22 protein-coding genes are annotated in these 25,929 nt (G+C 61.7%); 10 read left to right on the top strand and 12 right to left on the bottom strand.

Annotation, left to right across the window (positions count from 1 at the left end):
- Window positions 1–164: 164 nt before the first annotated feature.
- Entirely contained in the window at window positions 165–854 is a 690-nt protein-coding gene (locus tag ACA041_RS08780; protein WP_497440755.1) for an MlaA family lipoprotein, read from the bottom strand.
- Between the two features lie 200 nt (window positions 855–1,054).
- Between ACA041_RS08780 and pcrP the strand changes: the two genes are divergently transcribed.
- Window positions 1,055–1,675 carry an HAD superfamily inactivated hydrolase PcrP gene (gene pcrP / locus ACA041_RS08775; RefSeq protein ID WP_497440754.1) on the top strand — a complete coding sequence of 207 codons (621 nt, stop codon included), beginning with the start codon at window positions 1,055–1,057 and terminating at the stop codon, window positions 1,673–1,675.
- 125 nt (window positions 1,676–1,800) lie between these two features.
- The gene (locus ACA041_RS08770) at window positions 1,801–2,064 is read left to right on the top strand and encodes a DUF4404 family protein (RefSeq protein ID WP_497440753.1); all 264 of its coding nucleotides are present in this window, start codon (window positions 1,801–1,803) and stop codon (window positions 2,062–2,064) included.
- 174 nt (window positions 2,065–2,238) lie between these two features.
- Here the strand turns inward: ACA041_RS08770 and queF are convergent, their stop codons facing one another.
- Window positions 2,239–3,069 carry an NADPH-dependent 7-cyano-7-deazaguanine reductase QueF gene (gene queF, locus ACA041_RS08765; protein WP_497440752.1) on the bottom strand — a complete coding sequence of 277 codons (831 nt, stop codon included), beginning with the start codon at window positions 3,067–3,069 and terminating at the stop codon, window positions 2,239–2,241.
- 172 nt (window positions 3,070–3,241) lie between these two features.
- Window positions 3,242–3,772, bottom strand: a complete 531-nt coding sequence (gene copI / locus ACA041_RS08760; protein WP_497440751.1) for a copper-resistant cuproprotein CopI — start codon at window positions 3,770–3,772, stop codon at window positions 3,242–3,244.
- Window positions 3,773–3,927: 155 nt separating this feature from the next.
- Here copI and ACA041_RS08755 point away from each other — a divergent pair, with 155 nt between their 5' ends.
- Both ACA041_RS08755 and ACA041_RS08750 read left to right on the top strand, forming a co-directional pair.
- Window positions 3,928–4,608 (top strand): heavy metal response regulator transcription factor, encoded by a 681-nt coding sequence (locus ACA041_RS08755; RefSeq protein ID WP_497440750.1) that lies wholly within the window; start codon window positions 3,928–3,930, stop codon window positions 4,606–4,608.
- A complete protein-coding gene (locus ACA041_RS08750) occupies window positions 4,608–5,957 on the top strand; it encodes a heavy metal sensor histidine kinase (RefSeq protein ID WP_497440749.1) in 1,350 nt (449 codons plus the stop codon). The genes ACA041_RS08755 and ACA041_RS08750 overlap by 1 nt, the downstream gene beginning before the upstream one ends.
- A 108-nt stretch (window positions 5,958–6,065) precedes the next feature.
- On the opposite strand, the gene ACA041_RS08745 is transcribed toward ACA041_RS08750, so the two are convergent.
- The 3 genes from ACA041_RS08745 to ACA041_RS08735 all read right to left on the bottom strand — a co-directional run bounded on the left by ACA041_RS08745 (window position 6,066) and on the right by ACA041_RS08735 (window position 9,316).
- A complete protein-coding gene (locus ACA041_RS08745; protein ID WP_497440748.1) occupies window positions 6,066–7,310 on the bottom strand; it encodes a lipoprotein-releasing ABC transporter permease subunit in 1,245 nt (414 codons plus the stop codon).
- Between the two features lie 64 nt (window positions 7,311–7,374).
- Window positions 7,375–8,058: a lipoprotein-releasing ABC transporter ATP-binding protein LolD gene (gene lolD / locus ACA041_RS08740; protein WP_497440747.1), complete on the bottom strand. Its 684-nt coding sequence runs from the start codon at window positions 8,056–8,058 to the stop codon at window positions 7,375–7,377.
- A gap of 7 nt (window positions 8,059–8,065) precedes the next feature.
- On the bottom strand, window positions 8,066–9,316 hold the full coding sequence (locus ACA041_RS08735) for a lipoprotein-releasing ABC transporter permease subunit (protein ID WP_497440746.1): 1,251 nt from the start codon (window positions 9,314–9,316) through the stop codon (window positions 8,066–8,068).
- Between the two features lie 94 nt (window positions 9,317–9,410).
- On the opposite strand from ACA041_RS08735, the gene ACA041_RS08730 reads away from it, so the two are divergent.
- On the top strand, window positions 9,411–9,992 hold the full coding sequence (locus ACA041_RS08730) for a PilZ domain-containing protein (RefSeq protein ID WP_497440745.1): 582 nt from the start codon (window positions 9,411–9,413) through the stop codon (window positions 9,990–9,992).
- A gap of 14 nt (window positions 9,993–10,006) precedes the next feature.
- A complete protein-coding gene (locus ACA041_RS08725) occupies window positions 10,007–10,729 on the top strand; it encodes a glycerophosphodiester phosphodiesterase (protein ID WP_497440744.1) in 723 nt (240 codons plus the stop codon).
- Between the two features lie 42 nt (window positions 10,730–10,771).
- Here ACA041_RS08725 and sthA read toward each other — a convergent pair whose 3' ends face one another.
- From sthA to ACA041_RS08710, 3 genes are all read right to left on the bottom strand, one after another.
- Window positions 10,772–12,166: a Si-specific NAD(P)(+) transhydrogenase gene (sthA, locus tag ACA041_RS08720; protein ID WP_497440743.1), complete on the bottom strand. Its 1,395-nt coding sequence runs from the start codon at window positions 12,164–12,166 to the stop codon at window positions 10,772–10,774.
- A gap of 207 nt (window positions 12,167–12,373) precedes the next feature.
- Window positions 12,374–13,318 (bottom strand): FAD:protein FMN transferase, encoded by a 945-nt coding sequence (locus tag ACA041_RS08715; protein ID WP_497442032.1) that lies wholly within the window; start codon window positions 13,316–13,318, stop codon window positions 12,374–12,376.
- A 522-nt stretch (window positions 13,319–13,840) separates the two neighbouring features.
- A complete protein-coding gene (locus ACA041_RS08710) occupies window positions 13,841–15,304 on the bottom strand; it encodes a glyceraldehyde-3-phosphate dehydrogenase (RefSeq protein ID WP_497440742.1) in 1,464 nt (487 codons plus the stop codon).
- A gap of 362 nt (window positions 15,305–15,666) precedes the next feature.
- Here ACA041_RS08710 and mfd point away from each other — a divergent pair, with 362 nt between their 5' ends.
- From mfd to ACA041_RS08695, 3 genes are read left to right on the top strand one after another with little or no spacing between them, the layout of a single operon-like run.
- Entirely contained in the window at window positions 15,667–19,116 is a 3,450-nt protein-coding gene (gene mfd, locus ACA041_RS08705) for a transcription-repair coupling factor (RefSeq protein WP_497440741.1), read from the top strand.
- Window positions 19,117–19,126: 10 nt separating this feature from the next.
- Entirely contained in the window at window positions 19,127–19,705 is a 579-nt protein-coding gene (locus ACA041_RS08700) for a CsiV family protein (RefSeq protein WP_497440740.1), read from the top strand.
- Window positions 19,706–19,716: 11 nt separating this feature from the next.
- A complete protein-coding gene (locus ACA041_RS08695; protein WP_497440739.1) occupies window positions 19,717–22,407 on the top strand; it encodes an SNF2-related protein in 2,691 nt (896 codons plus the stop codon).
- Between the two features lie 49 nt (window positions 22,408–22,456).
- Here the strand turns inward: ACA041_RS08695 and ACA041_RS08690 are convergent, their stop codons facing one another.
- From ACA041_RS08690 to ACA041_RS08680, 3 genes are all read right to left on the bottom strand, one after another.
- Window positions 22,457–23,194 (bottom strand): S-methyl-5'-thioinosine phosphorylase, encoded by a 738-nt coding sequence (locus ACA041_RS08690; RefSeq protein WP_497440738.1) that lies wholly within the window; start codon window positions 23,192–23,194, stop codon window positions 22,457–22,459.
- 12 nt (window positions 23,195–23,206) lie between these two features.
- Window positions 23,207–24,205: a beta-N-acetylhexosaminidase gene (gene nagZ, locus ACA041_RS08685; RefSeq protein WP_497442031.1), complete on the bottom strand. Its 999-nt coding sequence runs from the start codon at window positions 24,203–24,205 to the stop codon at window positions 23,207–23,209.
- Between the two features lie 170 nt (window positions 24,206–24,375).
- The gene (locus tag ACA041_RS08680) at window positions 24,376–25,083 is read right to left on the bottom strand and encodes a TetR/AcrR family transcriptional regulator (RefSeq protein WP_497440737.1); all 708 of its coding nucleotides are present in this window, start codon (window positions 25,081–25,083) and stop codon (window positions 24,376–24,378) included.
- A 229-nt stretch (window positions 25,084–25,312) separates the two neighbouring features.
- Here ACA041_RS08680 and lexA point away from each other — a divergent pair, with 229 nt between their 5' ends.
- Window positions 25,313–25,921: a transcriptional repressor LexA gene (gene lexA / locus ACA041_RS08675; RefSeq protein WP_128870862.1), complete on the top strand. Its 609-nt coding sequence runs from the start codon at window positions 25,313–25,315 to the stop codon at window positions 25,919–25,921.
- The last annotated feature ends 8 nt before the right edge of the window (window positions 25,922–25,929 follow it).

Genomic DNA, 25,929 nt, shown 5'->3' with positions numbered 1-25,929 from the left:
CGAAGCGTTTATTCAGGCAGCACGCGTTATCGTTGACGTCCTTCGCGAGCAAGCTCGCTCCTACAGGGTGTTGCGTTTATTCAGAGAGAGCGGGCTTTGCGCTGATTCAGGGAAAACGCATTAACGTTTAAGTCCATCGCGAGCAAGATTGCGCCTGCATGGAATCAGAAATCGTCTTCGACCTGGCCGTCCTTGACCCGGAATTCGCGATTCTGCAGGTAGGCGTTCCGGATGAAGGTGTATTTGTCGCCACTGATCAGCTTCTCCGCCGACAGCAAATTGGCACGGGTGTCGATGATGTTCAGGCCCATGACCGAGTTGCGGACCGGCACGTCGTCGATGTAGCGATAGGGGCCGGTGTAGCCGTCGACGTACTTCGACGGCGCGTCCCGCAGGGTGCTTGGGCCCAACAGCGGCAGCATCACGTAAGGGCCGCTGCCCACGCCCCAATAACCGAGGGTCTGGCCGAAGTCTTCGTCGTTGCGCTGCAGGCCCATTTTGGTGCCCACATCGAAGAAGCCCAGCACGCCGAAGGTGGTGTTGAAGATCAAACGCGCGGTATCGACACCGGCGGCGGCCGGTTTGGCCTGCAAGATGTCGTTGGCAAGGTTGCTCACCTCGCCGACGTTACGAAACATGTTGTGGATGCCGTCTTCGAGGAACTGCGGCGTCACGAACTGGTAGCCTTGGGCCAAAGGCTTCAGGGCATAGGTGTCGAGCACGTCGTTGAATCGGTAGATCGGGCGGTTGATGCTTTCCCAAGGATCTTCTTCCGTGGCGGCCTGGGCAGAAAACGGAACCACCAGCACACTGGCGCACACAGAAAGCCGAGCTAGATGATTGCTCCAGCGCATAGAAAACTCCTTGGATTGTTACTGGCGCGGGCGCAGGGGCCCAAGCGATAAGCTGGCTAGTATAAGACGGAACAGCCGCTTTAGGCAGCATCGTGAGAACCCGACTGCGCAGATCGGTGATGATGTTGCGCGATTCACCTCAGTGTCACGCAACTGTCACCGCCCGCCCCTAGCCTTGAGGCTATTTCAGGGACGTTGATATGCCGCACGCCGAAGCCTTGCCTCTCGCCGCACCCAACCTGACCGCCGTGCTGTTCGGCCTCAGCGGTTGCCTGGTGGATTTCGGCGCACGCTCGCGCCAACACGGCAGCCTCGCGGTCGAACACGCCGAGGTCACCCCCGGGGCCCTGGAAAGCCTGCGCACTTTGCAGCGTCAACAGATTCCCTGCGCCTGGCTCGATGAGCTGCCCCCGAGCCATTGCCATTCCCTGGCCGCCGCCCTGCCGGAATGGATCACGCCGCTGCAACACCTTGCAACAATCAATCCATGGCCCGCCCCCGATGCCTGCTGGCAGGCCTTGATGGCGCTGAATATCGGGCGCCTGGAAGGTTGCGTGCTGGTCAGCGGCGAACCCCGCATGCTGCAATCGGGATTGAATGCCGGGTTATGGACGATTGGCCTGGCGTCCTGCGGTTCGCTCTGCGGCATGGCACCCAACGAATGGCAGGCACTGCCTCAGCAGGAACGGGACATGAAACGCGGCAAGGCCACGGTGCAACTGTTCAGCCTGGGCGTGCACTCGGTAATCGATCATCTGGGTGAACTCGACACCTGTCTGGCCGACATCAGCCTGCGCCGGCTCAAGGGCGAAAAGCCCTGATCGCCGCCTCACAGCCATGAACGCATGCAGGTTGCGCGTGGGTGGATTAATCTAAAGGTCAGCCATAGACCTTTGGCGTGCCGCTGCGGTCTATGCCAGTGCCTATCGATAAAAGGAAGAACGCCATGCCTGCCCGCGAATTGCAAGAACAGCTCAATACCCTGCGCGAGCAATTGGAACAGAATCCACCGCTGACTGAAGCCGAGCGCGAAAACCTGCACACGCTGATGCAGCAGATTGAACTGGAGCTTGAACTCGAAACCAAAACCCAGGATTCCAGCCTTTCCGATAATGTGAACCTGGCTGTCGAGCGCTTCGAGCTCGAACACCCAGCCCTGGCTGGCACCTTGCGCAACATCGTGCAGGCGCTGGGCAATATGGGAATCTGATCCCGCCGGATGCAAAAAAGCCCTGCCAGTGATGGCGGGGCTTTTTCATATCTGCGACTTGAAATGCGATCCCCTCTGTAGGAGCCGGCTTGCCGGCGAAGGGGCCGTCACATTCAACATCAATGGTGACTGAAACTCCGCCTTCGCGAGCAAGCTCGCTCCTACAGTAGATCTTTATTGACGGACCAGGCGGTGGTTCGGCAGTTGGACTTCTTCGGTGCTGCGGTATGGGTTGATGTCCAACCCACCGCGACGCACATACCGCGCATACACCGTCAGTTTCTCCGGTTTCAGCAACCGCTGCAGGTCGAGGAAAATCCGCTCCACGCACTGTTCATGGAAGTCCGAGTGCTGGCGGAAGCTGACGATATACTCCAGCAGACTCGCATGATCCAGCGCCGCGCCACGGTACTCCACCGCCACGCTGCCCCAGTCCGGCTGACTGGTGACCGGGCAGTTCGACTTGAGCAAATGGCTGTGCACGCTTTCTTCGACAAGGCGCGACTCATCGCAACGCAGCAGCTCCGGACGCGGATGCTCATAGTTGCTGACGCTGATATCCAGCTCATCGATGCACACCCCCGGCAAGGCCACGACGCCTTCGGCCTCAACCTCTTGCAGGCGGCGAATGCGCACCCCGACCGGTTTGCCGGCGGCGGCCGACAGGTCCTTGACCAAGGTGGCTTCAAGGCTCGCGTGATCGGCAAACGGCGTCTGGTTCAGGGAGTTCAGGTACAGCTTGAACGACTTGGATTCGATGATGTTTGGCGAATCCGCCGGAATGCTGAACTCGCCGATCGCCACCACCGGCTTGCCCGACGGCAACAGCCACGACAGCTCGAAGCAGTTCCAGAAGTCCACGCCCTTGTACGGCAGGGTCTGCGCCGTCAGGCCCAGCTCGGCCCATTTCGCAGCGCGCGGGATCGGGAATAGCAAGGACGGCGTGTAGGTGGCGATGTATTCGCTGGATTTGCCCAGCGGCGAGTGTTCGGCTGCGGGATGCATGGCGGAAACCTGACTGAAGAATCAGCGGATTCTACCAGCCTTTGCGCCCGACTGTAGGAGCGAGCTTGCTCCGGGCGGCGTTCCGACGATGGTCGTTAACGATAACGCATGTTGACTGGTTAAACGCGGCGCGCTTGGATCCATCGCGAGCAAGCTCGCGCCTACAACAGTCCTACGGTCCTGCAGCTCCTACGGTCAGCTTGCCGACCATGCCCGCCTGGTAGTGCCCGGGAATGTTGCAGGCAAATTCCAGGCTGGTCGCCCTGCTGAAGGTCCAGGTCAGCTCGGCGGTTTTGCCTGGTTCTACCAGCACGCTGTTGGGGTCGTCGTACTTCATGCCATGCTTCATCCCGGCCATGGCACCGTGGTCCATGTCCTTCATGCCGGTAGGCGTGAGCATCCCGCTCTGCTGCATCTTCAGCATTTCCTGCTGATGCCGGGCATGCATCGCCGCATCGCCGAGGTTGAATTCGTGCAGTAACTGGCCTTTATTCACCAGCACAAAGCGAATTGTCTCTCCGGCTTTGATCTCAATCGCCCCAGGGGTGAACGACATGTCGCCCATCACCACTTCAACGCTGCGAGTGGCCTTGGCAGCCGGAGCAGGTTCACCGAAATCGAAGGTATGCGCCGGGGATGCCCATACCGGCGAGCTCAGCGCCATCAAACACGCGCCCAGCATCAGGGGTTTGCGCAAAAACATGGTCGTACTCCAACAAGATAAGGTTCAGCCTGTGGAAAACTCTAAACTGCTGTCACTGCCTGCAACCTGACAGTCAGATTACAACTTTGTCAGCTTGGCCTGTACTGGCGTTGCCCACGGTATAAAGCGTTCGTTCCATCTGCCCCGAGTCGCCCATGAAACTGCTGATCGTCGAAGACCAACCGAAAACCGGCCACTACCTGCGCCAGGGCCTGACCGAGGCCGGGTTCACCACCGAACTGGTGGCTGACGGCAGCACCGGCCAGCAATTGGCGCTGAGCGGCGATTACGCACTGTTGATTCTCGATGTGATGCTGCCCGGCCGCGATGGCTGGCAGATTCTGCAGGCGGTGCGCGGCGCCGGCCTCGACACTCCGGTGCTGTTTCTGACCGCGCGCGATGCGGTCGAGGACAGGGTCCACGGCCTGGAGCTGGGTGCCGACGATTACCTGGTCAAGCCCTTCGCCTTCTCCGAACTGCTGGCCCGGGTTCGCAGCCTGTTGCGTCGCGGCAGCGCCGCCCCTCAGGAAACCAGCCTGCAACTGGCCGATTTGCGCCTGGACCTGATCCGCCGCCGGGTCGAGCGCAGCGGTCAGCGCATCGACCTGACCGCCAAGGAATTTGCCTTGCTGGAAATGCTCCTGCGTCGCCAGGGTGAAGTCCTGCCCAAGTCGCTGATCGCCTCCCAGGTCTGGGACATGAATTTCGACAGCGACACCAACGTCATCGAAGTGGCGATCCGCCGTCTGCGCCTGAAGATCGACGATGAATTCCCCAACAAGCTGATTCACACCGTGCGCGGCATGGGTTATGTCCTTGAAGAGCGCCCGGCCTGATGCGTCGGCTCTCGCTCAGCAGTCGCCTGGCGCTGTTGTTTGCCGCCTGCACCGCCGTGGTTTCGTTGATCGCCGGGGTGTTGTTCAGCCGTGCCAGCGAGGCGCACTTTGTTGAACTGGATCAGCAATTGCTCGATGGCAAGTTGATTGGTCTGCGCCGGGCGCTGCACGATCTCCAGTCGAGCGAGAGCGAAGTCAAACTGGCGGATGAATTGAGCCGACAGGCTGATCTGTCATTGCGCATCACCGGCAGCGATGGCCAGCGCTGGTATGACAGTTCACCGCGCCTGCCCGACCAGCTGCCGCGCAAACCAGGCCTGTCGACCATCAACGACGCCGGGACCGACTATCGCGTGCTGCAAGCTCCGCTGTTCCCCGACCGACCCGACTCGCCACAGCTGACCTTGCTGCTGGACATCACCCATCACCAGCACTTTCTGCAACGCATGCAGCACCTGATCTGGCTGACGGTGGGCTTGTCGGCCCTGGCCACCGCCCTGCTCGGTGCCTGGGCGGCGCGCAGTGGGTTGCGGCCGTTGCGACGCATGAGTGCGGTGGCCAGCGGCGTTTCCGCGCAATCGCTCAACGCGCGCCTGCCCGAAGCCGACATGCCGCCGGAACTCGCGGAAATGGCCCACCACTTCAACGCCATGCTCGCACGTCTCGACGATTCTTTTCAGCGGCTCTCGGCCTTCTCCGCCGACATCGCCCATGAACTGCGCACGCCGCTGTCGAACCTGCTGACCCACACCCAGGTCACCCTCACCCGCCCGCGGCCGATCGAGGATTACCGCGAAGCGTTGCACAGCAACCTCGAAGAACTGCAGTGGATGGCGCAGTTGGTCAACGACATGTTGTACCTGGCGAAGGCTGACCATGGGCTGCTGATGCCCAGGCGCGAGCCGCTGGAACTGGCGGAGGAAGTGGATGTGTTGCTGGAGTTTTTTGCGCCATTGGCGGAAGACGCCCGGGTCAGGTTGAGTCGTGAAGGCAGTGCGCGGATGGAAGGCGATCGCAGCATGTTGCGGCGGGCGCTGTCTAATCTGCTGGATAATGCGTTGCGGTTTGCGCCGGCCCAGGGTGAGGTTCGGGTGTTGATAGTCGAGCAGCCAAAGGTTTTGAGCCTGACTGTGGAAAACAACGGAGGCGGGATTTCGGAAGGTTTGCTACCGCGTTTGTTTGACCGGTTCTATCGGGCTGATCCGGCGCGGTATGAAGGCAGCAATGAGCATGCGGGGTTGGGGTTGGCGATTACCCAGTCAATCATCCGGGCCCATGGCGGGCAGATTCGGTGCGAATCGGATCGGGGGTGGACGCGGTTTGTGATTGAGTTGCCAAAGGGGAATTGAGGCCAGCAGGGCCGGCCTCATCGCGAGCAGGCTCGCTCCCACACTGGATCTGCGGCGTACACAAATCCCCTGTGGGAGCGAGCCTGCTCGCGAAAGCGATCTATCGGTTTACGAATACCGCAGCGCGGTAGCCGGCTCGATCTTCGCCGCACGCCACGCCGGGTAAACGGTGGCGAGGAAGCTCAAGATGAAGCCCGCGGAGCAGATCAACACCACATCCGCCCCCTGCAATTCAGATGGCAGGTTGCTGACGAAATACACATCGGAACTGAAGATGTGCTGCCCACTGACCCGCTCCACCCAGCCCACCAGCTCGCTGACGTTCAGCGCCGCAATCACCCCGAGCACGCCACCGATCAAGGTGCCGACCACCCCGATCACCGTACCCTGGACCATGAAGATCGCCATGATCTGCCTGGGTGTCGCGCCGATGGTGCGCAGGATCGCGATGTCCGCGCCCTTGTCGTTCACCACCATGATCAGGGTCGCGATGATGTTGAACGCCGCCACGGCGACGATCATCAGCAACAGCAGGCCGATCATGGTTTTTTCCATCTTCATCGCGCTGAACAGACTGCCCTGGGTGTGGGTCCAGTCGTCAGCCCGGTAAGCGCTGCCGAGACCCGACGCCACATCGCTCGACACTTGCGGCGCCGCGTACAGATCCTTCACCGCCAGGCGCACGCTCTGCACCTGATTCGGCTCCCAGTGCTGCATCTGCGCGGCATCGGCCAAGTGGATCAGCGCCATCGAGCCATCCAGCTCGGCACCGACCTTGAACACGCCGACCACGTTCAGCCGCTGCATGCGCGGGGTGATTCCGCCCGGCGCGGTGCTGACTTCCGGCACGATCAGGGTGATCTTGTCGCCAACGTTCAAGCGGAACCGCCGCGCCGTGATCTCACCGATCACCACGCCGAACTCGCCCGGTTTCAACGCGTCGAGACGGCCCTGGACGATGTGCTTGGCGACGATCGAGACCTTGCCTTCCAGCGCCGGATCGACGCCGCTGACCTGGATCGGCTGCATCGTGCCCTTGTAGGACAGCATGCCTTCCATTTCGGTGAACGGCACCGCAGCCGTCACTTCCGGATTTTTCATCGCTGCCGCGGCCACCGGCTGCCAGTCATCGATCGGATTGACGCCGACGATGGTCGCGTGAGGCACCATGCCGAGGATGCGCGAGCTCATTTCGCGCTGGAAGCCGTTCATCACCGACAGCACCACGATCATCGCCAACACGCCCAGGGCGAGGCCGATCATCGAAGTCATCGAGATGAAGGAAACAAAGCGATTGCGGCGCTTGGCGCGGGTATAGCGCGTGCCGATAAAGATCGATAACGGTCTGAACATTCGCTGGGGCACCGTATAAAAATAAAAGACCCGACGCCTTTTCCAGGCACCGGGTTGCGGCCAATCAGATGGGCGTCAGGTAGCCTTCCTGCAGGTGCAGGACGCGATCCATCTGGCGAGCCAGGTTCATGTCGTGGGTCACCACCAGGAACGCGGTGCGCATCGAGACGCTGAGCTCCAGCATCAAATCCTGAATGCCCTGGGCCGTGTGTGAGTCGAGGTTGCCGGTCGGCTCGTCGAGCATCACCAGGCCCGGGGTGTTCACCAGGGCACGGGCGATGGCCACGCGCTGGCGTTCGCCACCGGATAATTCCGCCGGTTTGTGTTCCAGGCGATGGCCCAGCCCTACCCGCTCCAGCAACGCCGTCGCCCGCTGACGTGCTTCCGGGATCGACGTCTTGCCGATCAGCAGCGGCATGCAGACGTTTTCCAGCGCAGTGAATTCCGGCAGCAGATGGTGGAACTGGTAAACGAAACCCAGCGACCGGTTGCGCAGCAGCCCGCGGGCCTTTTCGTTCAGCGCCGACAGCTCTTCGCCGGCCAGCCAGACGCTGCCCTTGGTGGGCGTGTCGAGGCCGCCCAGCAGGTTGAGCAAGGTACTTTTGCCCGAACCCGAGGTGCCGACAATCGCCACCCGCTCCCCCGGATGCAACTCCAGTTGCAGGCCGGCCAGAACCTCCACCGACTCCGGGCCTTCCTCGTAGGACTTGCCCAGGTTGCGGCAGCTCAAGATTGCTTTATCACTCATGCCCGACTCACTCATAACGTAGCGCCTCCGCAGGCTGGGTGCGCGCGGCACGCCAGGCTGGATACAGGGTGGCGAGAAAACTCAGGACCAACGCGGCGGCGCTGACCATCAACACATCGTCGCTCTGCACTTGCGACGGCAGGTAATCGATGAAGTACACGTCGGCGTTGAGGAACTTGTGGCCGATCAGGCCTTCGAGGGCCGAAATCGCGGCACTGACGTTCAGCGCGGCGAAGATCCCGACCACGGCGCCGATCAGCGTCCCGACCACGCCGATGACCGTACCCTGCACCATGAAGATCGCCATGATCGAACCCGGCGTGGCGCCGAGGGTGCGCAGGATCGCGATATCGCCCTTCTTGTCGTTCACCACCATCACCAGCGTGGAAATGATGTTGAACGCCGCCACGGCGACGATCAGCAGCAACAGCAGGCCGATCATGGCTTTTTCCATACGGATCGCCTGATACAGATTGCCGTGGGTGCGCGTCCAGTCCCGGGCGTAGTAATGATCTTCGCCCAGCTGCTGGGCAATGTTCCACGCGGTGCGCGGCGCCTGGAACAGGTCGTCAAACTTCAAGCGCAGGCCCTGCACCTGCTCCGGCTTCCAGCGATGCAGCTTCGCCAGGTCCTGCAGGTTGGTCACGCCCAGGTAGCCGTCGATCTCACCGGCGCCGACATGGAAGATGCCGACCACGGTAAAGCGTTTCATGCGCGGGAACATGCCGGCCGGGGTCACGGTGACTTCCGGCGCCACAAAGGTCAGCTTGTCGCCGATGGCCGCACCGAGCTTGGCGGCCGCCTTGTCGCCGATGACGATGCCGAAACTGCCGGGCGCCAGGTCGTCGAGTTTGCCCTGCAGCATGAACTTGTCGATGATCGACACCTGCCGTTCCAGCGCCGGATCGATGCCATTGAGCAGGACCTTGGACACCTTGCCCTTGTTGGTCAGCAAGCCCTGCATCTGGGTGAACGGCGCCACGGCCGTCACCTGCGGGTTCTGCTTGACCTGGGCGGCCAGGCTCGGCCAGTCGTTGATCGGTTCACCGGACTCGATGGTCGCGTGGGGCACCATGCCCAGCACGCGGGTGCGCATCTCATGATCGAAGCCGTTCATGACCGACAGCACCACGATCATCACGACCACGCCGAGGGCAAGTCCAATGATCGAAGTCAGGGAAATGAAGGATACAAAATGGTTGCGACGCTTTGCACGGGTATAACGCGTGCCAATAAATACGAAGAGAGGTCTGAACATGTCGGGGCTTGTTCGGAGGGAAAAGGAACGTCCTTGTGGCGGGGGTCGATAACCAGCTTTACACTCAGACCACCGCCGCTACCATGGGTTCGCCATGTCGACATTAGATGAAGAAGATCGCCGCGAATACTACCGTATCGAGGACATGATCGCACTGGAAATTCGGCCTCTGTCCGCGCCCGAAGCCTTGGGCCAGGAAGTGTTGCAGGATGCTTCTCCACTCTTCAACTTGCTCAGCGAACTGCACCTCAGCGAATTCGAGTCGCAACACCTGTTGCGCCAGATCAGCGAGCGCGATCGTAACCTCGCGGCGTTCCTCAAATCCCAGAACAAACGCATCGATCTGCTCAGCCAGGTGATCGCCATCACCGTGCTCGGGCAAATCGGCGAGCCGCAGCCGGTGATCATTTCCGAAGGCGGCATCGACTTCCAGCACCCGACGCCCATTGCCGCCGGCGCGCACCTGTCGATCAAGCTGGTGCTGATGCCGCAAGCCCTCGGCCTGCTGCTGCGGGCGCGCGTCACCCATTGCGACCGCAAGGGCGACGGCTACGACATCGGCACCGAGTTCCAATACCCGACCGATGCCCAGCGGCAGCTGCTGGCCCGCTACATCTTGCAGAAGCAGGCCCAGGAACGACGCCTGGCCCGCGAACAAACCGAATCAGGCATTTAATTTAAGGAAGAACCGTGACCCTCATCTACGGCCACCGCGGCGCCAAGGGCGAAGCACCGGAAAACACCCTGACCAGTTTTCAGGAATGTCTCAAGCACGGCGTGCGCCGCTGCGAACTGGACCTGCACCTGTCCATGGATGGCGAGTTGATGGTCATCCACGACCCGACCCTCAAGCGCACCACCGACCGCCGCGGCAAAGTGGTCGAGCATACCGCGAAGGAGCTGGTGACCTACGATGCGCGCAAGGGCGGCCCGGGCTGGATCAAGCCCTGCCCGATCCCGACGCTGGAAGAACTGTTCGAGAAATGCGATTTCGAGCATTGGCAGTTGGAGGTCAAGAGCGCTTCGCGCACCCGCGCCGCGAGCACCGTGCTGGCGATCCGCGAAATGGCCCAGCGCCATGGCCTGCTGGACAAGGTGACGATCACCTCGAGCTCACGGGAAGTGTTGAAAGCCGCGCTGGATCTGGTGCCGGATGTTTCCCGCGGACTGGTGGCCGAATATGCCTGGCTCGATCCGCTGAAGGTCGCGCAAAGCTATGGCTGCGAGATACTGGCGCTGAACTGGACCCTGTGTACGCCGGAACGCCTGCAGAGGGCGCAGCGCCAGGGGCTGCATGTGTCGGTATGGACAGTCAACGAGCCCGCGCTGATGCGCAGGCTCGCCGACTTCGGCGTTGACAGCCTGATTACAGACTTTCCCGGTTTGGCCAGCGCCACGCTCGAGAATTGCTGAAATCGGTCTCCCCGGCCGGCTCAGGCCACCGGCCGGAGCCGCTCAAAAAAGCCGGTTGAGGCCATCGTAGGCGGCTACCCGATAGGCTTCGGCCATGGTCGGGTAGTTGAACGTGGTGTTGACGAAGTACTTCAGGGTGTTGAGATCGCCCGGCTGGTTCATGATCGCCTGGCCGATGTGCACGATCTCCGAGGCTTGATAACCGAAGCAGTGCACGCCCAGTACTTCCAGGGTCTCGCGGTGGAACAGGATCTTCAGCATGCCCTGGGGCTCGCCGGCGATCTGTGCCCGCGCCATGCCCTTGAAGAACGCCTTGCCCACTTCGTACGGCACCTTGGCCTGGGTCAGCTCCTGCTCGTTCTTGCCGATCGAGCTGATCTCCGGAATGGTGTAGATGCCGGTCGGCACATCGTTGACGAAGCGCCAGCTATGGTTGTCAACGATGCTGCCGGCGGCCGAACGACCCTGGTCGTGCGCAGCACTGGCCAGGCTCGGCCAACCAATCACGTCACCGGCGCCGTAGATGTTCGGCTTGCAGGTACGGTAGGCCTCGTCGACTTCGATCTGGCCACGGCTGTTGACCTTCACGCCGATGTTTTCCAGGCCCAGCTGATCGGTGTTGCCGGTACGGCCGTTGCACCAGAGCAAGGCGTCGGCCTTGATCTTCTTGCCGGACTTGAGGTGCAGGATCACACCGCTGTCCACGCCTTCGACGCGGTCGTATTCTTCGTTGTGGCGAACCGTGATGTTGTTGTTGCTGAAGTGGTAGCTCAGGGCCTGGGAAATTTCCGAGTCGAGGAAGCTGAGCAACTGACCGCGGTTATCCACCAGCTCGACCAGCACCCCAAGGCCGCTGAAAATCGAGGCATATTCGCAACCGATCACACCGGCGCCGTAAACGATGAGTTTGCGCGGGGTGTGGCCGAGGCTGAGGATGGTGTCGCTATCGTAGATGCGCGGGTGGTGGAAATCGATGTCCGCCGGGCGATACGGCCGCGAGCCGGTGGCGATGATGATGTGCTTGGCCACCAGTTTTTCGACCACGCCGTTGCCGCAGACCACTTCGACGGTTTGCTCGTCGGCGAAGCTGCCGGTGCCGAAGAACACGTCGACGCGGTTACGGGCGTAGTAGCCGGTGCGCGAAGCGACTTGTTTGGAAATGACTTTTTCGGCGCTTTTCAACACGTCCGGGAACGAGAACCAGCGCGGCTCACCAATGGCCCGGAACATCGGGTTGGTGTTGAACTGCATGATCTGCCGGACCGAGTGACGCAATGCCTTGGACGGGATGGTACCCAGGTGGGTGCAGTTGCCGCCGACCTGGCGACGGCTGTCGACCATCGCCACCTTGCGCCCTGCCTTGGCGGCGTTCATTGCCGCGCCTTCTCCCGCCGGGCCGGAACCCAGTACCACCACGTCGTAGTTGTAGACAGCCATGCGTACTCCTCAGAACAGGCCGCGGCGCCCTCGGCACCTGCGGCTAAATCACGCCGATCTGTGGCGTGAAGGAACAATTTGGGGCCAGTGCAGAACCCGGACACAGTCTATAGAAGCGTCAACGCCGGGCACATTAACCCTTGGTCGCGTCGTAGGCTACTTTTGCCTGCACTACAACGCCAGTTTTCAACGCCCGGATTGCCGTGATCACTCAATCTTTGCACCGCTCAGGCGCTCAAAAGCCTGATTGGTTCGTATGACGAAACCGCTATCGGCACGGATTACAAAAAATGCACCGATATCGTGTTGTTGCGCGTAGTCCCAACCACGCTCCGGGCCGAGAATCAGCAACAGGGTGGATAAGCCGTCGGCCATCAACGCTGAAGGATGAATCACCGTGACTGACGCCAGCGCGTGTACGACCGGGGCACCGGTGCGGGCGTCGAAGGTGTGGGAATAGCGTTTGCTGTCCTGCTCGAAATACTTGCGGTAATCGCCGGAAGTGGACACGGCGTAGCCGTCGACCGCCAGGATTCGTTGCGCGACCTGTTGATCGTCGCGCGGCTCCTCGAGCGCGATGCGCCAGGCTGAGCCGTCGAGTTTCTTGCCGGCCGCCTTGAGTTCGCCGGTGGCTTCAGCGAGGTAATTGTGGATGCCCATCGCCTCGAGCCTGGCGGCAATGCTATCGACCGCGTAGCCGGCGGCGATGCTATTGAAGTCGACTTCGACGGGAGCATCCTTGCACAGCTGATCGTTTTCGATGCGCAGGTGCTGGTAACCGACGCGCCGCCGGACTTCGGCCAGCGCCTGGGCGGCGGGGACTTTTTCCACACGGGCCTGCGGGCCGAAACCCCAGAGATTGAGCAGCGGCTCGACCGTCAGGTCGAAGGAGCCTTCACTTTGCTCGGACAGCTGCTCACCGACGCGGATCAATTTGAGGACCGGCGCGGGCATTTTCTGGCAGCGGTTGGCGGGTAGATCATTGAAGCGCTCGATATCGGAGTCGCTGCGGTAGGTCGACATCTGCCGATCGACTTGCGCAAGGATCTTTTCGACCTCGACCCGGACCTCTGCCGGAGCCGCAAGCCCCTCTTGGCGCAGGTATTTGATCGAATAAGTGCTACCCATGGTCGGGCCGCCGAAGCTTTCCATGGAATCGCTGTTGCCACAGCCGGACAACGCGCCAGCCAGCACCAACAGTCCAATCAGCCGCCCGCTCAACACACCTGCATCCCCCGAAAATCCCCCGACACAACACCAAGGCCAACCATTATGCGATAGAAACCGCAGGAGCGAGGCTTGCTCGCGAAAGCGGTGTGCCAGGTAACATCACTATCAACTGACAGCCCCTCATCGCGAGCAGGCTCGCTCCCACAGTGGATTGTTGGCGTGACCACTATCGCGCAAACACCACAAAACCCTGTGGGAGCGAGCTTGCTCGCGAAAGTGGTGTGTCAGGCAACATCACTATCAACTGACAGCCCCTCATCGCGAGCAGGCTCGCTCCCACAGTGGATTGTTGGTGTGAACCCTATCGCGTAAACACCACAAAACCCTGTGGGAGCGAGCCTGCTCGCGATGAGGCCCGCCCAGGCACCACACCCGCACCTGCCCAAACCCCACAAACAAAAACGCCCCGACCAAAGCCGGGGCGTTTTCATGTGCAGCTAGTGCTTAGCGCGGAAACGCTGGCGGGTTCACACCGGCCATGTCTTCCATCACTCGTACCACTTGGCAGCTGTAGCCGAACTCGTTGTCGTACCAGACGTACAGCACAACGCGGTTGTCCTGAACGATGGTCGCTTCAGCGTCCACAACGCCCGCGTGGCGCGAGCCAACGAAGTCGGTGGACACCACTTCCTGCGAATTGACGTAGTCGATTTGCTTGTGCAGATCGGAGTGCAGCGCCATGTAGCGCAGGTACTCGTTCATCTCTTCACGGGTGGCGGCTTTCTCAAGGTTCAGGTTGAGAATGGCCATCGACACGTTAGGCGTCGGAACGCGGATCGCGTTACCGGTCAGCTTGCCGGCCAGCTCAGGCAGCGCCTTGGCAGCAGCGGTGGCAGCACCGGTCTCGGTGATGACCATGTTCAGCGCGGCGCTACGGCCACGGCGATCACCCTTGTGGAAGTTGTCGATCAGGTTCTGGTCGTTGGTGTACGAGTGAACGGTTTCGACGTGACCATTGATGATGCCGAACTTGTCGTTGACCGCCTTCAGCACCGGCACGATGGCGTTGGTGGTGCAGGAAGCGGCGGACACGATCTTGTCGTCAGCGGTGATTTCGCCATGGTTGATGCCGTGAACGATGTTCTTCAGCTTGCCTTTGCCAGGCGCGGTCAGGACAACGCGGTCGATACCCGGGCACGCCAGGTGCTGGCCCAGGCCGTCGGCGTCACGCCATACACCGGTGTTGTCCACCAGTAGCGCGTCTTTGATGCCGTACTGGGTGTAATCCACTTCAGTCGGGTTCTTCGCGTAGATAACCTGGATCAGGTTGCCGTTGGCGGTGATGGTGTTGTTGGCTTCATCGATGGTGATGGTGCCATCGAACGGACCGTGCACCGAGTCACGGCGCAGCAGGCTGGCACGCTTGACCAGATCGTTCTCGGCGCCCTTGCGGACCACGATGGCGCGCAGACGCAGGCCGTCGCCACCACCGGTTTTCTCGATCAGGATACGCGCCAGCAGACGGCCGATACGACCGAAGCCGTAAAGGACAACGTCGGTACCGGTACGGCCGGAACCGTTTTGCTTGCCGACCACATCGGCCAGTTCGTCACGGACGAAGTCTTCGGCGCTACGGCCATTGCCTTCGGCCTTGAATTTGACGGCAAGCTTGCCCAGGTCGACCGAAGCGGCGCCCAGCTTGAGCTCGCTCATCGCCTTGAGCAGCGGGAATGTTTCGTGGACGGACAATTCGCTGTCATCGGACTGGCGATGACGAGCAAAGCGGTGAGCTTTGAGAATCGCGATGACTGAACGATTGATCAGGCTGCGGCCATAGATCGAGCTCACCACGTTGTTATTGCGGTAGAGCTGACCGATAAGCGGAATCATCGCTTCTGCGAGTGCTTCACGGTCGATCCATTCACCAAGACACTGGTCGGGCTTCTGAGTCACGGGAACCTTCCACATGTAGGGGCAGAAAAAAGGGGCTACATTATGCCGCCGAGTGGCCCCCGTAGCAATGCGCGCTTGTCGCGCGGTCAGTAACAACTTTCCCTTCAAAAAAATAACGCCACGCTCCAGCCCAGTAAAGCCGCGGGCTGCAGCCGAGTCAAATTTTTGGAGACAGCGCTGCCTTGTCCGTAACCATCCGTAACACCGGTTCGTTTTGCCACTACATAATCGGTCATTCTTACTGAAAATCCGCCCGATTTTGTCATTACCACTACATTTGTCCTACCTGCGTAATAGACACAGTCTGCAACTGACAGGCGGCACCCGGGACCGTTACAATTACCGACTTTGTCGCAACGCTTGGAGCTCAACCTTCCGTGCCCGCTCTGCGTCTACCGCTTCTCCCTGCCGCGGCAGGTAAACAGCACTGGGGCAACCTGCCCGGTGCCGCCCTGAGCCTGGCCATTGCCGAGGCTGCCAGCGCTGCCAAGCGCTTTACCCTGCTGCTGACTGCCGACAGCCAAAGTGCCGAACGGCTGGAACAGGAGCTGAGTTTCTTCGCCCCGGATTTGCCCGTGCTGCATTTCCCGGACTGGGAAACCCTGCCCTACGACCTGTTTTCGCCGCACCAGGACATCATTTCCCAGCGCATCGCCGCCCTGTACCGGCTGCCGGAGCTGAGTCACGGCGTGCTGGTGGTGCCGATCACCACGGCCCTGCATCGCCTGGCGCCGACCAAGTTCCTGCTCGGCAGCAGCCTGGTGCTGGACATCGGCCAGAAGCTCGACGTCGAGCAGATGCGCACCCGGCTTGAGGCCAGTGGCTATCGCTACGTCGATACGGTGTACGAGCACGGCGAATTCACCGTGCGCGGCTCGCTGATCGACCTGTTCCCGATGGGCAGCAAACTGCCCTACCGCATCGACCTGTTCGATGACGAAATCGAGACCCTGCGCACCTTCGATCCGGAAAACCAGCGTTCCATCGACAAGGTGGAGACCGTGCGCCTGCTGCCGGCGCGAGAATTTCCGTTGCAAAAGGATGCGGTCACGCGCTTCAAGGCGCGCTTCCGCGAGCGCTTCGACGTCGACTTCCGTCGCTGCCCGATCTTCCAGGACCTGAGCAGCGGCATCACCCCAGCCGGTATCGAGTACTACCTGCCGCTGTTCTTCGACGAAACCTCGACCCTGTTCGATTACCTGCCCCAGGACACCCAGGTGTTCTCCCTGCCGGGCATCGAACAGGCGGCGGAAAATTTCTGGAACGACGTGCGCAATCGCTATGAAGAACGCCGCGTCGATCCGGCGCGCCCTTTATTGCCGCCTGCCGAGTTGTTCCTGCCGGTGGAAGACTGCTTTGCCCGCCTGAAAAACTGGCCACGTGTTGTCGCCAGCCAACAGGACGTGGAAACCGGCGTCGGCCGCGAACGCTTCCCCGCCCGCGAGCTGCCGAACCTGGCCATCGAAGCCAAGGCCACCCAGCCGTTGGCGGCGCTGGCCGGTTTCCTCGACGAGTTCCCCGGTCGCGTGCTGTTCACCGCCGAGTCCGCGGGCCGTCGCGAAGTGCTGCTGGAACTGCTCGAGCGTTTGAAGCTGCGCCCGAAAACCGTCGACAGCTGGCCGGACTTCGTCGCGAGCAAGGAGCGCCTGGCGATCACCATCGCCCCGCTCGACGAAGGCCTGGTGCTCGACGACCCGGCCCTGGCCCTGGTCGCCGAAAGCCCGTTGTTCGGTCAGCGCGTGATGCAGCGCCGGCGTCGCGAGAAACGCGCCGATGCCAACAACGATGCGGTGATCAAGAACCTCACCGAGCTGCGCGAAGGCGCGCCGGTGGTGCATATCGACCACGGTGTCGGACGTTACCTGGGCCTGACGATCCTGGAAATCGACAGCCAGGCCGCCGAATTCCTGACCCTCGAATACGCCGAGAACGCCAAGCTCTACGTGCCGGTGGCCAACCTGCACCTGATCGCCCGCTACACCGGCAGCGACGATGCACTGGCCCCGCTGCACCGCCTCGGCTCCGAGACCTGGCAGAAAGCCAAGCGCAAAGCCGCCGAACAGGTGCGCGACGTCGCCGCCGAACTGCTCGACATCTATGCCCGCCGCGCCGCTCGCGAGGGCTATGCCTTTGCTGATCCGAAAGCCGATTACGCGACCTTCAGCGCCGGCTTCCCGTTCGAAGAAACCCCGGACCAGCAAACCACCATCGAAGCGGTGCGCAGCGACATGCTCGCGCCCAAGCCGATGGATCGCCTGGTCTGCGGCGACGTCGGTTTCGGCAAGACCGAAGTGGCGATGCGCGCCGCGTTCATCGCGGTGCACGGCGGTCGCCAGGTGGCGATCCTGGTGCCGACCACCCTGCTCGCCCAGCAGCATTACAACAGTTTCCGCGACCGCTTTGCCGACTGGCCGGTGACCGTCGAGGTGATGAGCCGTTTCAAGTCGACCAAGGAAGTCAACGCGGCGGTGGCCAGCCTGGCCGAAGGCAAGATCGACATCGTCATCGGCACGCACAAGCTGCTGCAGGACGACGTGAAGATCAAAAACCTCGGGCTGGTGATCATCGACGAAGAGCACCGTTTCGGTGTCCGGCAGAAGGAACAGCTCAAGGCCCTGCGCAGTGAAGTCGACATCCTGACCCTGACCGCGACGCCGATTCCGCGCACGCTGAACATGGCGGTGTCGGGCATGCGCGACCTGTCGATCATCGCCACGCCGCCGGCCCGTCGCCTCTCGGTGCGGACCTTCGTCATGGAGCAGAACAAGAGCACGGTCAAAGAGGCCTTGTTGCGTGAGTTGCTGCGTGGCGGCCAGGTCTACTACCTGCACAACGACGTCAAGACCATCGAGAAGTGCGCCGCCGACCTCGCCGAACTGGTCCCGGAAGCGCGGATCGGCATCGGCCACGGACAGATGCGCGAACGCGATCTCGAACAGGTGATGAGCGACTTCTACCACAAGCGTTTCAACGTGTTGATCGCCTCGACCATCATCGAGACCGGCATCGACGTGCCGAGCGCCAACACCATCATCATCGAGCGCGCCGACAAGTTCGGCCTGGCGCAACTGCACCAGCTGCGTGGCCGGGTCGGACGCAGTCACCACCAGGCGTATGCTTATCTGCTGACACCGCCGCGCCAGCAAATCACTCCGGACGCGGAAAAGCGCCTGGAAGCGATCGCCAATACTCAGGACCTCGGCGCGGGCTTTGTGCTCGCCACCAACGACCTGGAAATCCGTGGCGCCGGCGAGTTGCTGGGCGACGGGCAGAGCGGGCAGATCCAGGCCGTCGGCTTCACCCTGTACATGGAGATGCTCGAGCGCGCGGTGAAGTCGATCCGCAAGGGCGAACAGCCGAACCTCGATCAGCCGCTGGGTGGCGGCCCGGAAGTCAATCTGCGGGTTCCGGCGTTGATTCCCGAAGACTATCTGCCGGACGTGCATGCGCGACTGATTCTGTACAAACGCATTGCCTCGGCCACCGATGAAGAAGGTCTCAAGGACCTGCAAGTGGAGATGATCGACCGTTTCGGCCTGTTGCCGGAACCGACCAAGAACCTGATGCGCATCACCGCGCTGAAGTTGCAGGCCGAGCTGCTGGGCATCAAGAAAGTCGACGGCGGCCCGCAAGGCGGCCGGATCGAATTCGCCACGCAAACCCCGGTCGACCCGCTGACGCTGATCAAACTGATCCAGAGCCAGCCCAAACGCTACAAATTCGAAGGCGCGACGATGTTTAAATTCCAGGTGCCGATGGAGCGCCCGGAAGAGCGCTTTAATACTGTAGAGGCGCTGTTCGAGCGCCTCATTCCGAAAACTGCTTGAAGGACGCCGCATGCGCCTGTTTCGCTCACTGACCCTGTTGATGACGGTTTTGATGTCGCTGCTCGTCTCTACGGCATTTGCCGATGATCTGTATCAGGTCGAAATGATTCTGGTGCGGCAAAACGCGGTGCCCGCCATCGTCAGCCGCGCCGCGCCGGAAGACTGGGCGGCCGGCGCCCAGCGCATCGACCCCGACAGTTTCCGCACGCCGAGCCTCAATCCGGAAGTGGAAAAGCTCACCGCGAGCAATAACTACACGGTGCTGCTGCACAAGGCCTGGCAGCAGAACCTCGGTGAAGAAGCCACCAAAATCGCGATCAGCGACGGTGCGGAACAGTTCGGCCAGTTCCCGATCGAGGGCACGCTGAGCCTGAAACTGGGCCGCTTTACCGACGTCGACGCGGATTTCTGGGTCAACCAGATCGACGCCAACGGCCTGGTCACGGCCAGCGAACGCCTGAAGCAGGAAAGCCACACCAAGAACGGCCAGCTGAACTTCCTCGACAACGGCCACCTCGGCCTGCTGATCAAGATCACCTCGCTGACCGCCCCAGCCCCTCGGCCAGTCCCCGATGAAATTCCGGACTGATTGAAGTCCCTATGCCATCGCCCCTGAGCAAACCCCTGGCACCTTCCTGGGTCAGCCGATTCAAGGAACAGAGCCTGGAGCGTGGTCGCCGCTACGCACTGGAAAATCGCGTCAGGATAGTCGAGGCCGGCGATGCCACGATCACCGCCGCCTGCGAGGGCTCTGGCGGTAACGTTTACCGCCAGACCATTCGCCTGCGCGAGTCGGCCAAAGGCACCTTGCTGATGATCGACGCCAATTGCTCGTGCCCGGTCCACAGCAACTGCAAACATTGCGCGGCGGTGCTGTTGCAGGTGCAGGAAACCCTCGCCTACCCCGCCGCGGCCAAAGACGCCGAGCTCCTGGAAAAACTCCAGGCCGTGCTGGAAAACCGCAACCCGAAAGCACCGCAAGTGCTGGTGGACAACGTGCAACCGGTGCCGCGCCTGTGGCTGGCGAGCGTCGAGTTCAGCGCCTTCGAACCGCGCAACGGCAAGATGCAGCGCTACATCCAGCATCGCGCGGCCCTGTCGTTCAGCTACCTGGGTGAATACGTCAGCGGGCAGAAGAACGCCGACGTGTTGATTCGCCAGGAAACCCAGACCCTGCGGATAAAGCGTCACCCGCAAATCGAACAGTCCTACAGGGAACAGTTGCGAATCCTCGGCTTCAGGGTCGCCACCCGCCAGAGCAAGGCCTTGCCGGAAAGCGCCGGTGAGCTGTTCGAGATGGTCAACGACAGCGCCTGGCTGACTTTCACCCTCAATGAACTGCCGAAGCTGCGCACCCAGGGCTGGGAATTGCAGATCGACGAAGACTTCGGGTTCGACCTGACTGCGGTGGACGACTGGTACGCCACGGTCGAACAGGCCCCCGAACGGGACTGGTTCGATCTGGAACTGGGGATCATCGTCAACGGTGAGCGGCTGAGCCTGTTGCCGATCCTGTTGAACCTGATGCGCTCCCACACCGAGATCCTCAACCCGGAGCGCCTGGCACGCCGGCGCGACGACGAGCTGATCCTGGTCAACATCCCCAATCGCCCGAACTCCGAGTACGGTCCGTTGCAAGTCGCCCTGCCCTTCGGCCGCTTGAAACCGGTACTGGCGACCCTCGGCGAGTTCTACCTGCAAGAGCCCGGCGAAACCACCCTGCGCCTGAGCAAGGCCGACGCCACGCGCCTGAATCCGCTGGAAGACTTGCCGCTGCTCTGGGAAGGTGGTGAGCAGATTCGCACCTTTGCCCAGCGCCTGCGGGACATCAAGGATTACACCGCGACCGCCCCCGAAGACCTCAACGCCACCTTGCGTCCCTATCAGCTCGAAGGCCTGAGCTGGATGCAGTCGTTGCGCCAGCTGGAAGTCGGCGGGATCCTCGCGGATGACATGGGGCTGGGCAAAACCCTGCAGACCCTGGCGCACATTCTCAGCGAGAAAAACGCCGGGCGCCTGGATCGGCCGTGCATGGTGGTGATGCCCACCAGCCTGATTCCCAACTGGCTGGATGAAGCGGCGCACTTCACACCGCAGCTCAAGGTACTGGCGCTGTACGGTGCCAGTCGCAAAAAGCATTTCGACCAACTGGCCGATTACGACCTGATCCTGACCACTTATGCGCTGCTGCCCAAGGACGTCGAACGGCTGGCGGCGCAGCCGTTGCACGTGCTGGTGCTGGATGAGGCGCAGTACATCAAGAACCCCAACAGCAAGGCCGCCCAGGCCGCGCGCGAACTGAATGCGCGCCAGCGCCTGTGCCTGAGTGGCACACCACTGGAAAATCACCTGGGCGAGCTGTGGTCACTTTTTCACTTCCTGCTGCCGGGCTGGCTCGGCGACGTGAAAAGCTTCAACCGCGATTACCGCGTGCCGATTGAAAAGCGCGGCAGTGAAGTACGCCTGCAACACCTCAACGGTCGGATCAAACCCTTCCTGTTGCGCAGGACCAAGGAACAGGTGGCCACCGAGTTGCCGCCGAAAACCGAGATCATCCACTGGGTCGAACTCAACGAAGCCCAGCGCGACGTGTACGAAACCATGCGCCTGGCGATGGACAAGAAAGTCCGCGACGAGATCACCCGCAAGGGCGTGGCCCGCAGCCAGATCATCATTCTCGAGGCGCTGCTGAAGCTGCGCCAGGTGTGCTGTGATCTGCGCCTGGTCAACGACGCCACCCTGCCCACTCGCGGCAGCACCTCGGGCAAGCTCGACAGCCTGATGGAAATGCTCGAGGAGTTGTTCGAGGAAGGGCGACGGGTGTTGCTGTTTTCGCAGTTCACTTCAATGCTGGCGCTGATCGAAGCCGAGCTGACCAAACGCGGGGTCGACTATGCCCTGCTGACCGGCCAGACCCGCGACCGCCGCACGCCGGTGAAAGACTTCCAGAGCGGCAAGCGTCAGATCTTTCTGATCAGCCTGAAGGCCGGTGGCGTTGGCTTGAACCTGACCGAAGCGGACACCGTGATCCACTACGACCCCTGGTGGAACCCGGCCACGGAAAACCAGGCGACCGACCGTGCGTACCGCATCGGCCAGGAGAAACCGGTATTCGTCTACAAGCTGATCGCCCGGGGCACCGTGGAAGAGAAGATCCAGCACCTGCAGAAAGAAAAATCCGATTTAGCGGCTGGTGTGCTGGATGGGCGCAAGGCTGGGGACTGGAAGTTGCAGAGTGATGATATTGAAGCGTTGTTTGCGCCGTTGCCGGAGAAACTGGAGAAGCGCTGAGATTGGTGGTGTCTGCTCGCGATGGGGTCAACTGGGTCTAGAGCCAGGCTCAGCCCTTAAGCACCCGCGCCAACACCGACTTGACCGCCCCCATCCCGCCAGACAACGCCTGCTCGATCCCGGCCATGCCAATCACCGCCGCCGACTTGCCCGCCGCCGGATTCACCACCAGTGCCAGGCAGGCATAATCCAGTTCCAGCTCGCGGGCCAGTGCCGCTTCCGGCATGCCGGTCATGCCGACGATGTCGCAACCATCGCGTTCCAGCCTCGCGATTTCAGCAGCGGTTTCCAGCCTTGGCCCCTGGGTGCAGGCGTACACGCCCTGACTGCTGAAGCCAACGCTTTCAGCCGCCAGCGCCGCGATCAACTGCTGACGCAGGGTTTCGCTGTAGGGATAGCTGAAATCGATGTGGGTAACCTGCTCCAGGTTATCGGCGAAATAGGTGTGTTCGCGACCGCTGGTGTAATCGATCAGCTGATGCGGGACGCAGAAATGCCCGGTCCCCATCGCGGCATGAATCCCGCCCACGGCGTTGACCGCCAGTATCGCCTCGGCACCGGCCTGCTGCAGTGCCCAGAGGTTGGCGCGATAGTTCACCCGATGCGGTGGCAATCGGTGTGGATGACCGTGGCGCGCGAGGAACAGCACTTCCTGGCCTTCGTACTCACCGATCTGCACCTCGGCCGAGGGCGCGCCATAGGGCGTATCCACCGCCAGTGACTGACGAATGTTCAAGCCTTCGAACTGGCTCAGGCCGCTGCCACCGATAATCGCGTAAACCGTCATAAGGAAAAATCCTCAATCAATCAGTTGAGCTTCTTTGAGTGCACCGACGGCGGCCAGCCAGCGCGGGTCCTGGCGATATTCGGTGTTGGCCCAGGCCTGGCCGCGCATCCGCGCAATGCGTGGCGATGGCTTGACCTTCAGACGCTGGGCAGCGCTCAGCGCGAGTTCGGCGGCGGCGCGGTCGTTGCACACCAGGCCCATGTCGCACCCGGCCGTCAGCGCCGCTTCGATGCGACTGGCGGCATCGCCGACCACATGGGCGCCGGCCATCGACAGGTCGTCGCTGAAGATTACACCGTCGAATTGCAGCTCGCCGCGCAGGATGTCCTGCAGCCAGCGGCGGGAGAACCCGGCGGGCTGGGAATCGACCTGTGGATAAATGACGTGGGCCGGCATCACGGCCGCCAGTTGCTTGCTCAAGCGGGCGAACGGCACCAGGTCGTGGGCGCGAATGTCGTCGAGGCTGCGCTCATCGTTGGGGATGGCCACGTGGGAATCGGCCTCGGCCCAGCCGTGACCGGGGAAGTGCTTGCCAGTGGCGGCCATGCCGGCGCTGTGCATGCCGCGGATAAAGGCACCGGCCAGCAAGGCCGCGCGCTCCGGGTCGCCTTCGAACGAACGCGTGCCGACCACGGCGCTGCGCTGGTGATCCAGGTCCAGCACCGGGGCGAAGCTCAGGTCGAGACCCACGGCCAGCACTTCGGTGGCCATGATCCAGCCGCACTGCTCGGCCAGGTACTCGGCATTCGGGTTGTCAGCGATCGCGCGCATCGCCGGCAGGCGCACGAAGCCCTGACGCAGACGCTGGACCCGGCCGCCTTCCTGGTCCACCGCCAGCAGCAGGTCCGGGCGAATGGCGCGGATCGCGGCACTCAACTCACGCACCTGGCGCGGGTGTTCGATGTTGCGGGCGAAAATGATCAGGCCGCCCACTTCGGGCTGACGCAACAATTGGCGATCTTCGGCCGTCAGCCAGGTACCGGCGACGTCCACCATCAACGAGCCTTGCAGGCCAGCAGTCATAGAGATTCCTTGATAACGAAAAACCCGGCTCGCACGCATTCGCCGCCAGGGGCAGCGCCCGGCCGGCCGGCGATGGCTATGGGGAGCAGGTTCAGAACGAAAGTCGGCATGGGCGGCTAGCTTAGCGGATGTCAGCTGCCGCGCCCACCCGTGTGCGGTCAAACCTTGGCGGCAACCGGTGTCGATTTGCTACGAGGACGCAACTGCGCGGTGGCCATGGCGGTGTCGGTCACGCCGGTTTCGGCACGCATGCCGGCCGCCAGGAACGGCACCATCAGGCGCATGACCTGTTCGATGGAGGTGTTGACGCCGAAGTCGGTCTCGGCAATCGCGCGCAACGCCTTGATCCCCGACATGCTGAACGCCGCGGCGCCGAGCATGAAGTGCACGCGCCAGAACAGTTCGATCGGTGGGATACGCGGCGCGGCTTCGTTGACCAGCATCATGTAGCGGCGAAACACCTTGCCGTACATGTCTTCCAAATAACGCCGCAAATGCCCCTGGCTCTGACTGAAGGCCAGGCCCAGCAAGCGCATGAAGATAGACAGATCGTTGCCGCTGCGCGGCTGCACCACCAGGGCTTGCTCGACGAGGATTTCCAGCAGTTCCTCGAGGCTCGGCTTGTTTTCAGGCTTGGCCTGGCGCCGCTCCAGCTCTTTGTCGAGACTGAGGCAGAACGGCCCGAGAAAACGCGAGAACACGGCCTGGATCAGCGCCTTCTTCGACCCGAAGTGATAGTTCACCGCCGCCAGGTTGACCCCGGCCTTGCTGGTGATCAGGCGCAACGAGGTTTCGGCGAAACCTTTTTCCGCGAACAATTGCTCGGCAGCATCGAGAATGCGTTCAACGGTTTCCGACTGGGCCATGGCTACTCCGCCTGACAAACACTTGTTTGAAACATACGTTTCAACCCAGGCCTTGTCAAGTCTGGCGGTTCGTTTCGGGAATGGTCAGTCAGCTATTTAACCATACAACGGCGACGCTTTAATCAGCCGGTTGATCGACCGTCTGGCGGCGGGCAAAAAAAGGGGCATTGCCAAGCCCGTTCTACTGTATATAATCCCAGTCACTGTATAAAATGACAGAGCGATCAATATGCTAAAGCTGACGCCACGCCAAGCAGAGATTCTGGCCTTCATCAAACGTTGCCTGGACGACAACGGCTACCCGCCGACCCGCGCGGAAATCGCTCAGGAACTGGGTTTCAAGTCGCCCAACGCGGCAGAAGAACACCTCAAGGCCCTGGCCCGCAAGGGCGCGATCGAGATGACGCCGGGGGCCTCCCGCGGCATTCGCATCCCCGGCTTCGAAGCCAAGGCCGACGAATCCACCCTGCCGATCATCGGGCGCGTGGCGGCCGGTGCGCCGATCCTTGCCCAGCAGCACATCGAAGAGTCCTGCAACATCAACCCGACCTTCTTCCATCCTCGCGCCGACTACCTGCTGCGGGTCCATGGCATGAGCATGAAGGACGTGGGCATTTTCGATGGCGACCTGCTGGCTGTCCATACCACCCGTGAAGCCCGCAACGGCCAGATCGTGGTCGCGCGGATCGGCGACGAAGTCACCGTCAAGCGCTTCAAGCGCGACGGAAGCAAAGTCTGGCTGCTGGCCGAAAACCCTGAATTCGCCCCTATCGAAGTGAACCTGAAAGATCAGGAACTGGTGATCGAAGGCTTGAGTGTCGGCGTCATTCGCCGCTAAAAGGAGGC

The organism is Pseudomonas sp. LBUM1676 (assembly GCF_059695605.1).
The sequence above is the reverse complement of the archived record's forward strand: the minus strand, read 5'-3'. Positions and strand labels throughout refer to the sequence as shown.

Coding starts and splice junctions, on each gene's coding strand:
- ACA041_RS08755 (WP_497440750.1), top strand. CDS start 3,928: ATGAAACTGCTGATCGTCGAAGACCAACCGAAAACCGGCCACTACCTG.
- ACA041_RS08730 (WP_497440745.1), top strand. CDS start 9,411: ATGTCGACATTAGATGAAGAAGATCGCCGCGAATACTACCGTATCGAG.
- ACA041_RS08695 (WP_497440739.1), top strand. CDS start 19,717: ATGCCATCGCCCCTGAGCAAACCCCTGGCACCTTCCTGGGTCAGCCGA.
- pcrP (WP_497440754.1), top strand. CDS start 1,055: ATGCCGCACGCCGAAGCCTTGCCTCTCGCCGCACCCAACCTGACCGCC.
- lolD (WP_497440747.1), bottom strand. CDS start 8,058: ATGAGTGATAAAGCAATCTTGAGCTGCCGCAACCTGGGCAAGTCCTAC.
- sthA (WP_497440743.1), bottom strand. CDS start 12,166: ATGGCTGTCTACAACTACGACGTGGTGGTACTGGGTTCCGGCCCGGCG.
- lexA (WP_128870862.1), top strand. CDS start 25,313: ATGCTAAAGCTGACGCCACGCCAAGCAGAGATTCTGGCCTTCATCAAA.
- ACA041_RS08715 (WP_497442032.1), bottom strand. CDS start 13,318: ATGGAAAGCTTCGGCGGCCCGACCATGGGTAGCACTTATTCGATCAAA.
- ACA041_RS08745 (WP_497440748.1), bottom strand. CDS start 7,310: ATGTTCAGACCGTTATCGATCTTTATCGGCACGCGCTATACCCGCGCC.
- ACA041_RS08735 (WP_497440746.1), bottom strand. CDS start 9,316: ATGTTCAGACCTCTCTTCGTATTTATTGGCACGCGTTATACCCGTGCA.
- ACA041_RS08780 (WP_497440755.1), bottom strand. CDS start 854: ATGCGCTGGAGCAATCATCTAGCTCGGCTTTCTGTGTGCGCCAGTGTG.
- copI (WP_497440751.1), bottom strand. CDS start 3,772: ATGTTTTTGCGCAAACCCCTGATGCTGGGCGCGTGTTTGATGGCGCTG.
- queF (WP_497440752.1), bottom strand. CDS start 3,069: ATGCATCCCGCAGCCGAACACTCGCCGCTGGGCAAATCCAGCGAATAC.
- ACA041_RS08690 (WP_497440738.1), bottom strand. CDS start 23,194: ATGACGGTTTACGCGATTATCGGTGGCAGCGGCCTGAGCCAGTTCGAA.
- ACA041_RS08700 (WP_497440740.1), top strand. CDS start 19,127: ATGCGCCTGTTTCGCTCACTGACCCTGTTGATGACGGTTTTGATGTCG.
- ACA041_RS08770 (WP_497440753.1), top strand. CDS start 1,801: ATGCCTGCCCGCGAATTGCAAGAACAGCTCAATACCCTGCGCGAGCAA.
- ACA041_RS08680 (WP_497440737.1), bottom strand. CDS start 25,083: ATGGCCCAGTCGGAAACCGTTGAACGCATTCTCGATGCTGCCGAGCAA.
- ACA041_RS08750 (WP_497440749.1), top strand. CDS start 4,608: ATGCGTCGGCTCTCGCTCAGCAGTCGCCTGGCGCTGTTGTTTGCCGCC.
- ACA041_RS08710 (WP_497440742.1), bottom strand. CDS start 15,304: ATGTGGAAGGTTCCCGTGACTCAGAAGCCCGACCAGTGTCTTGGTGAA.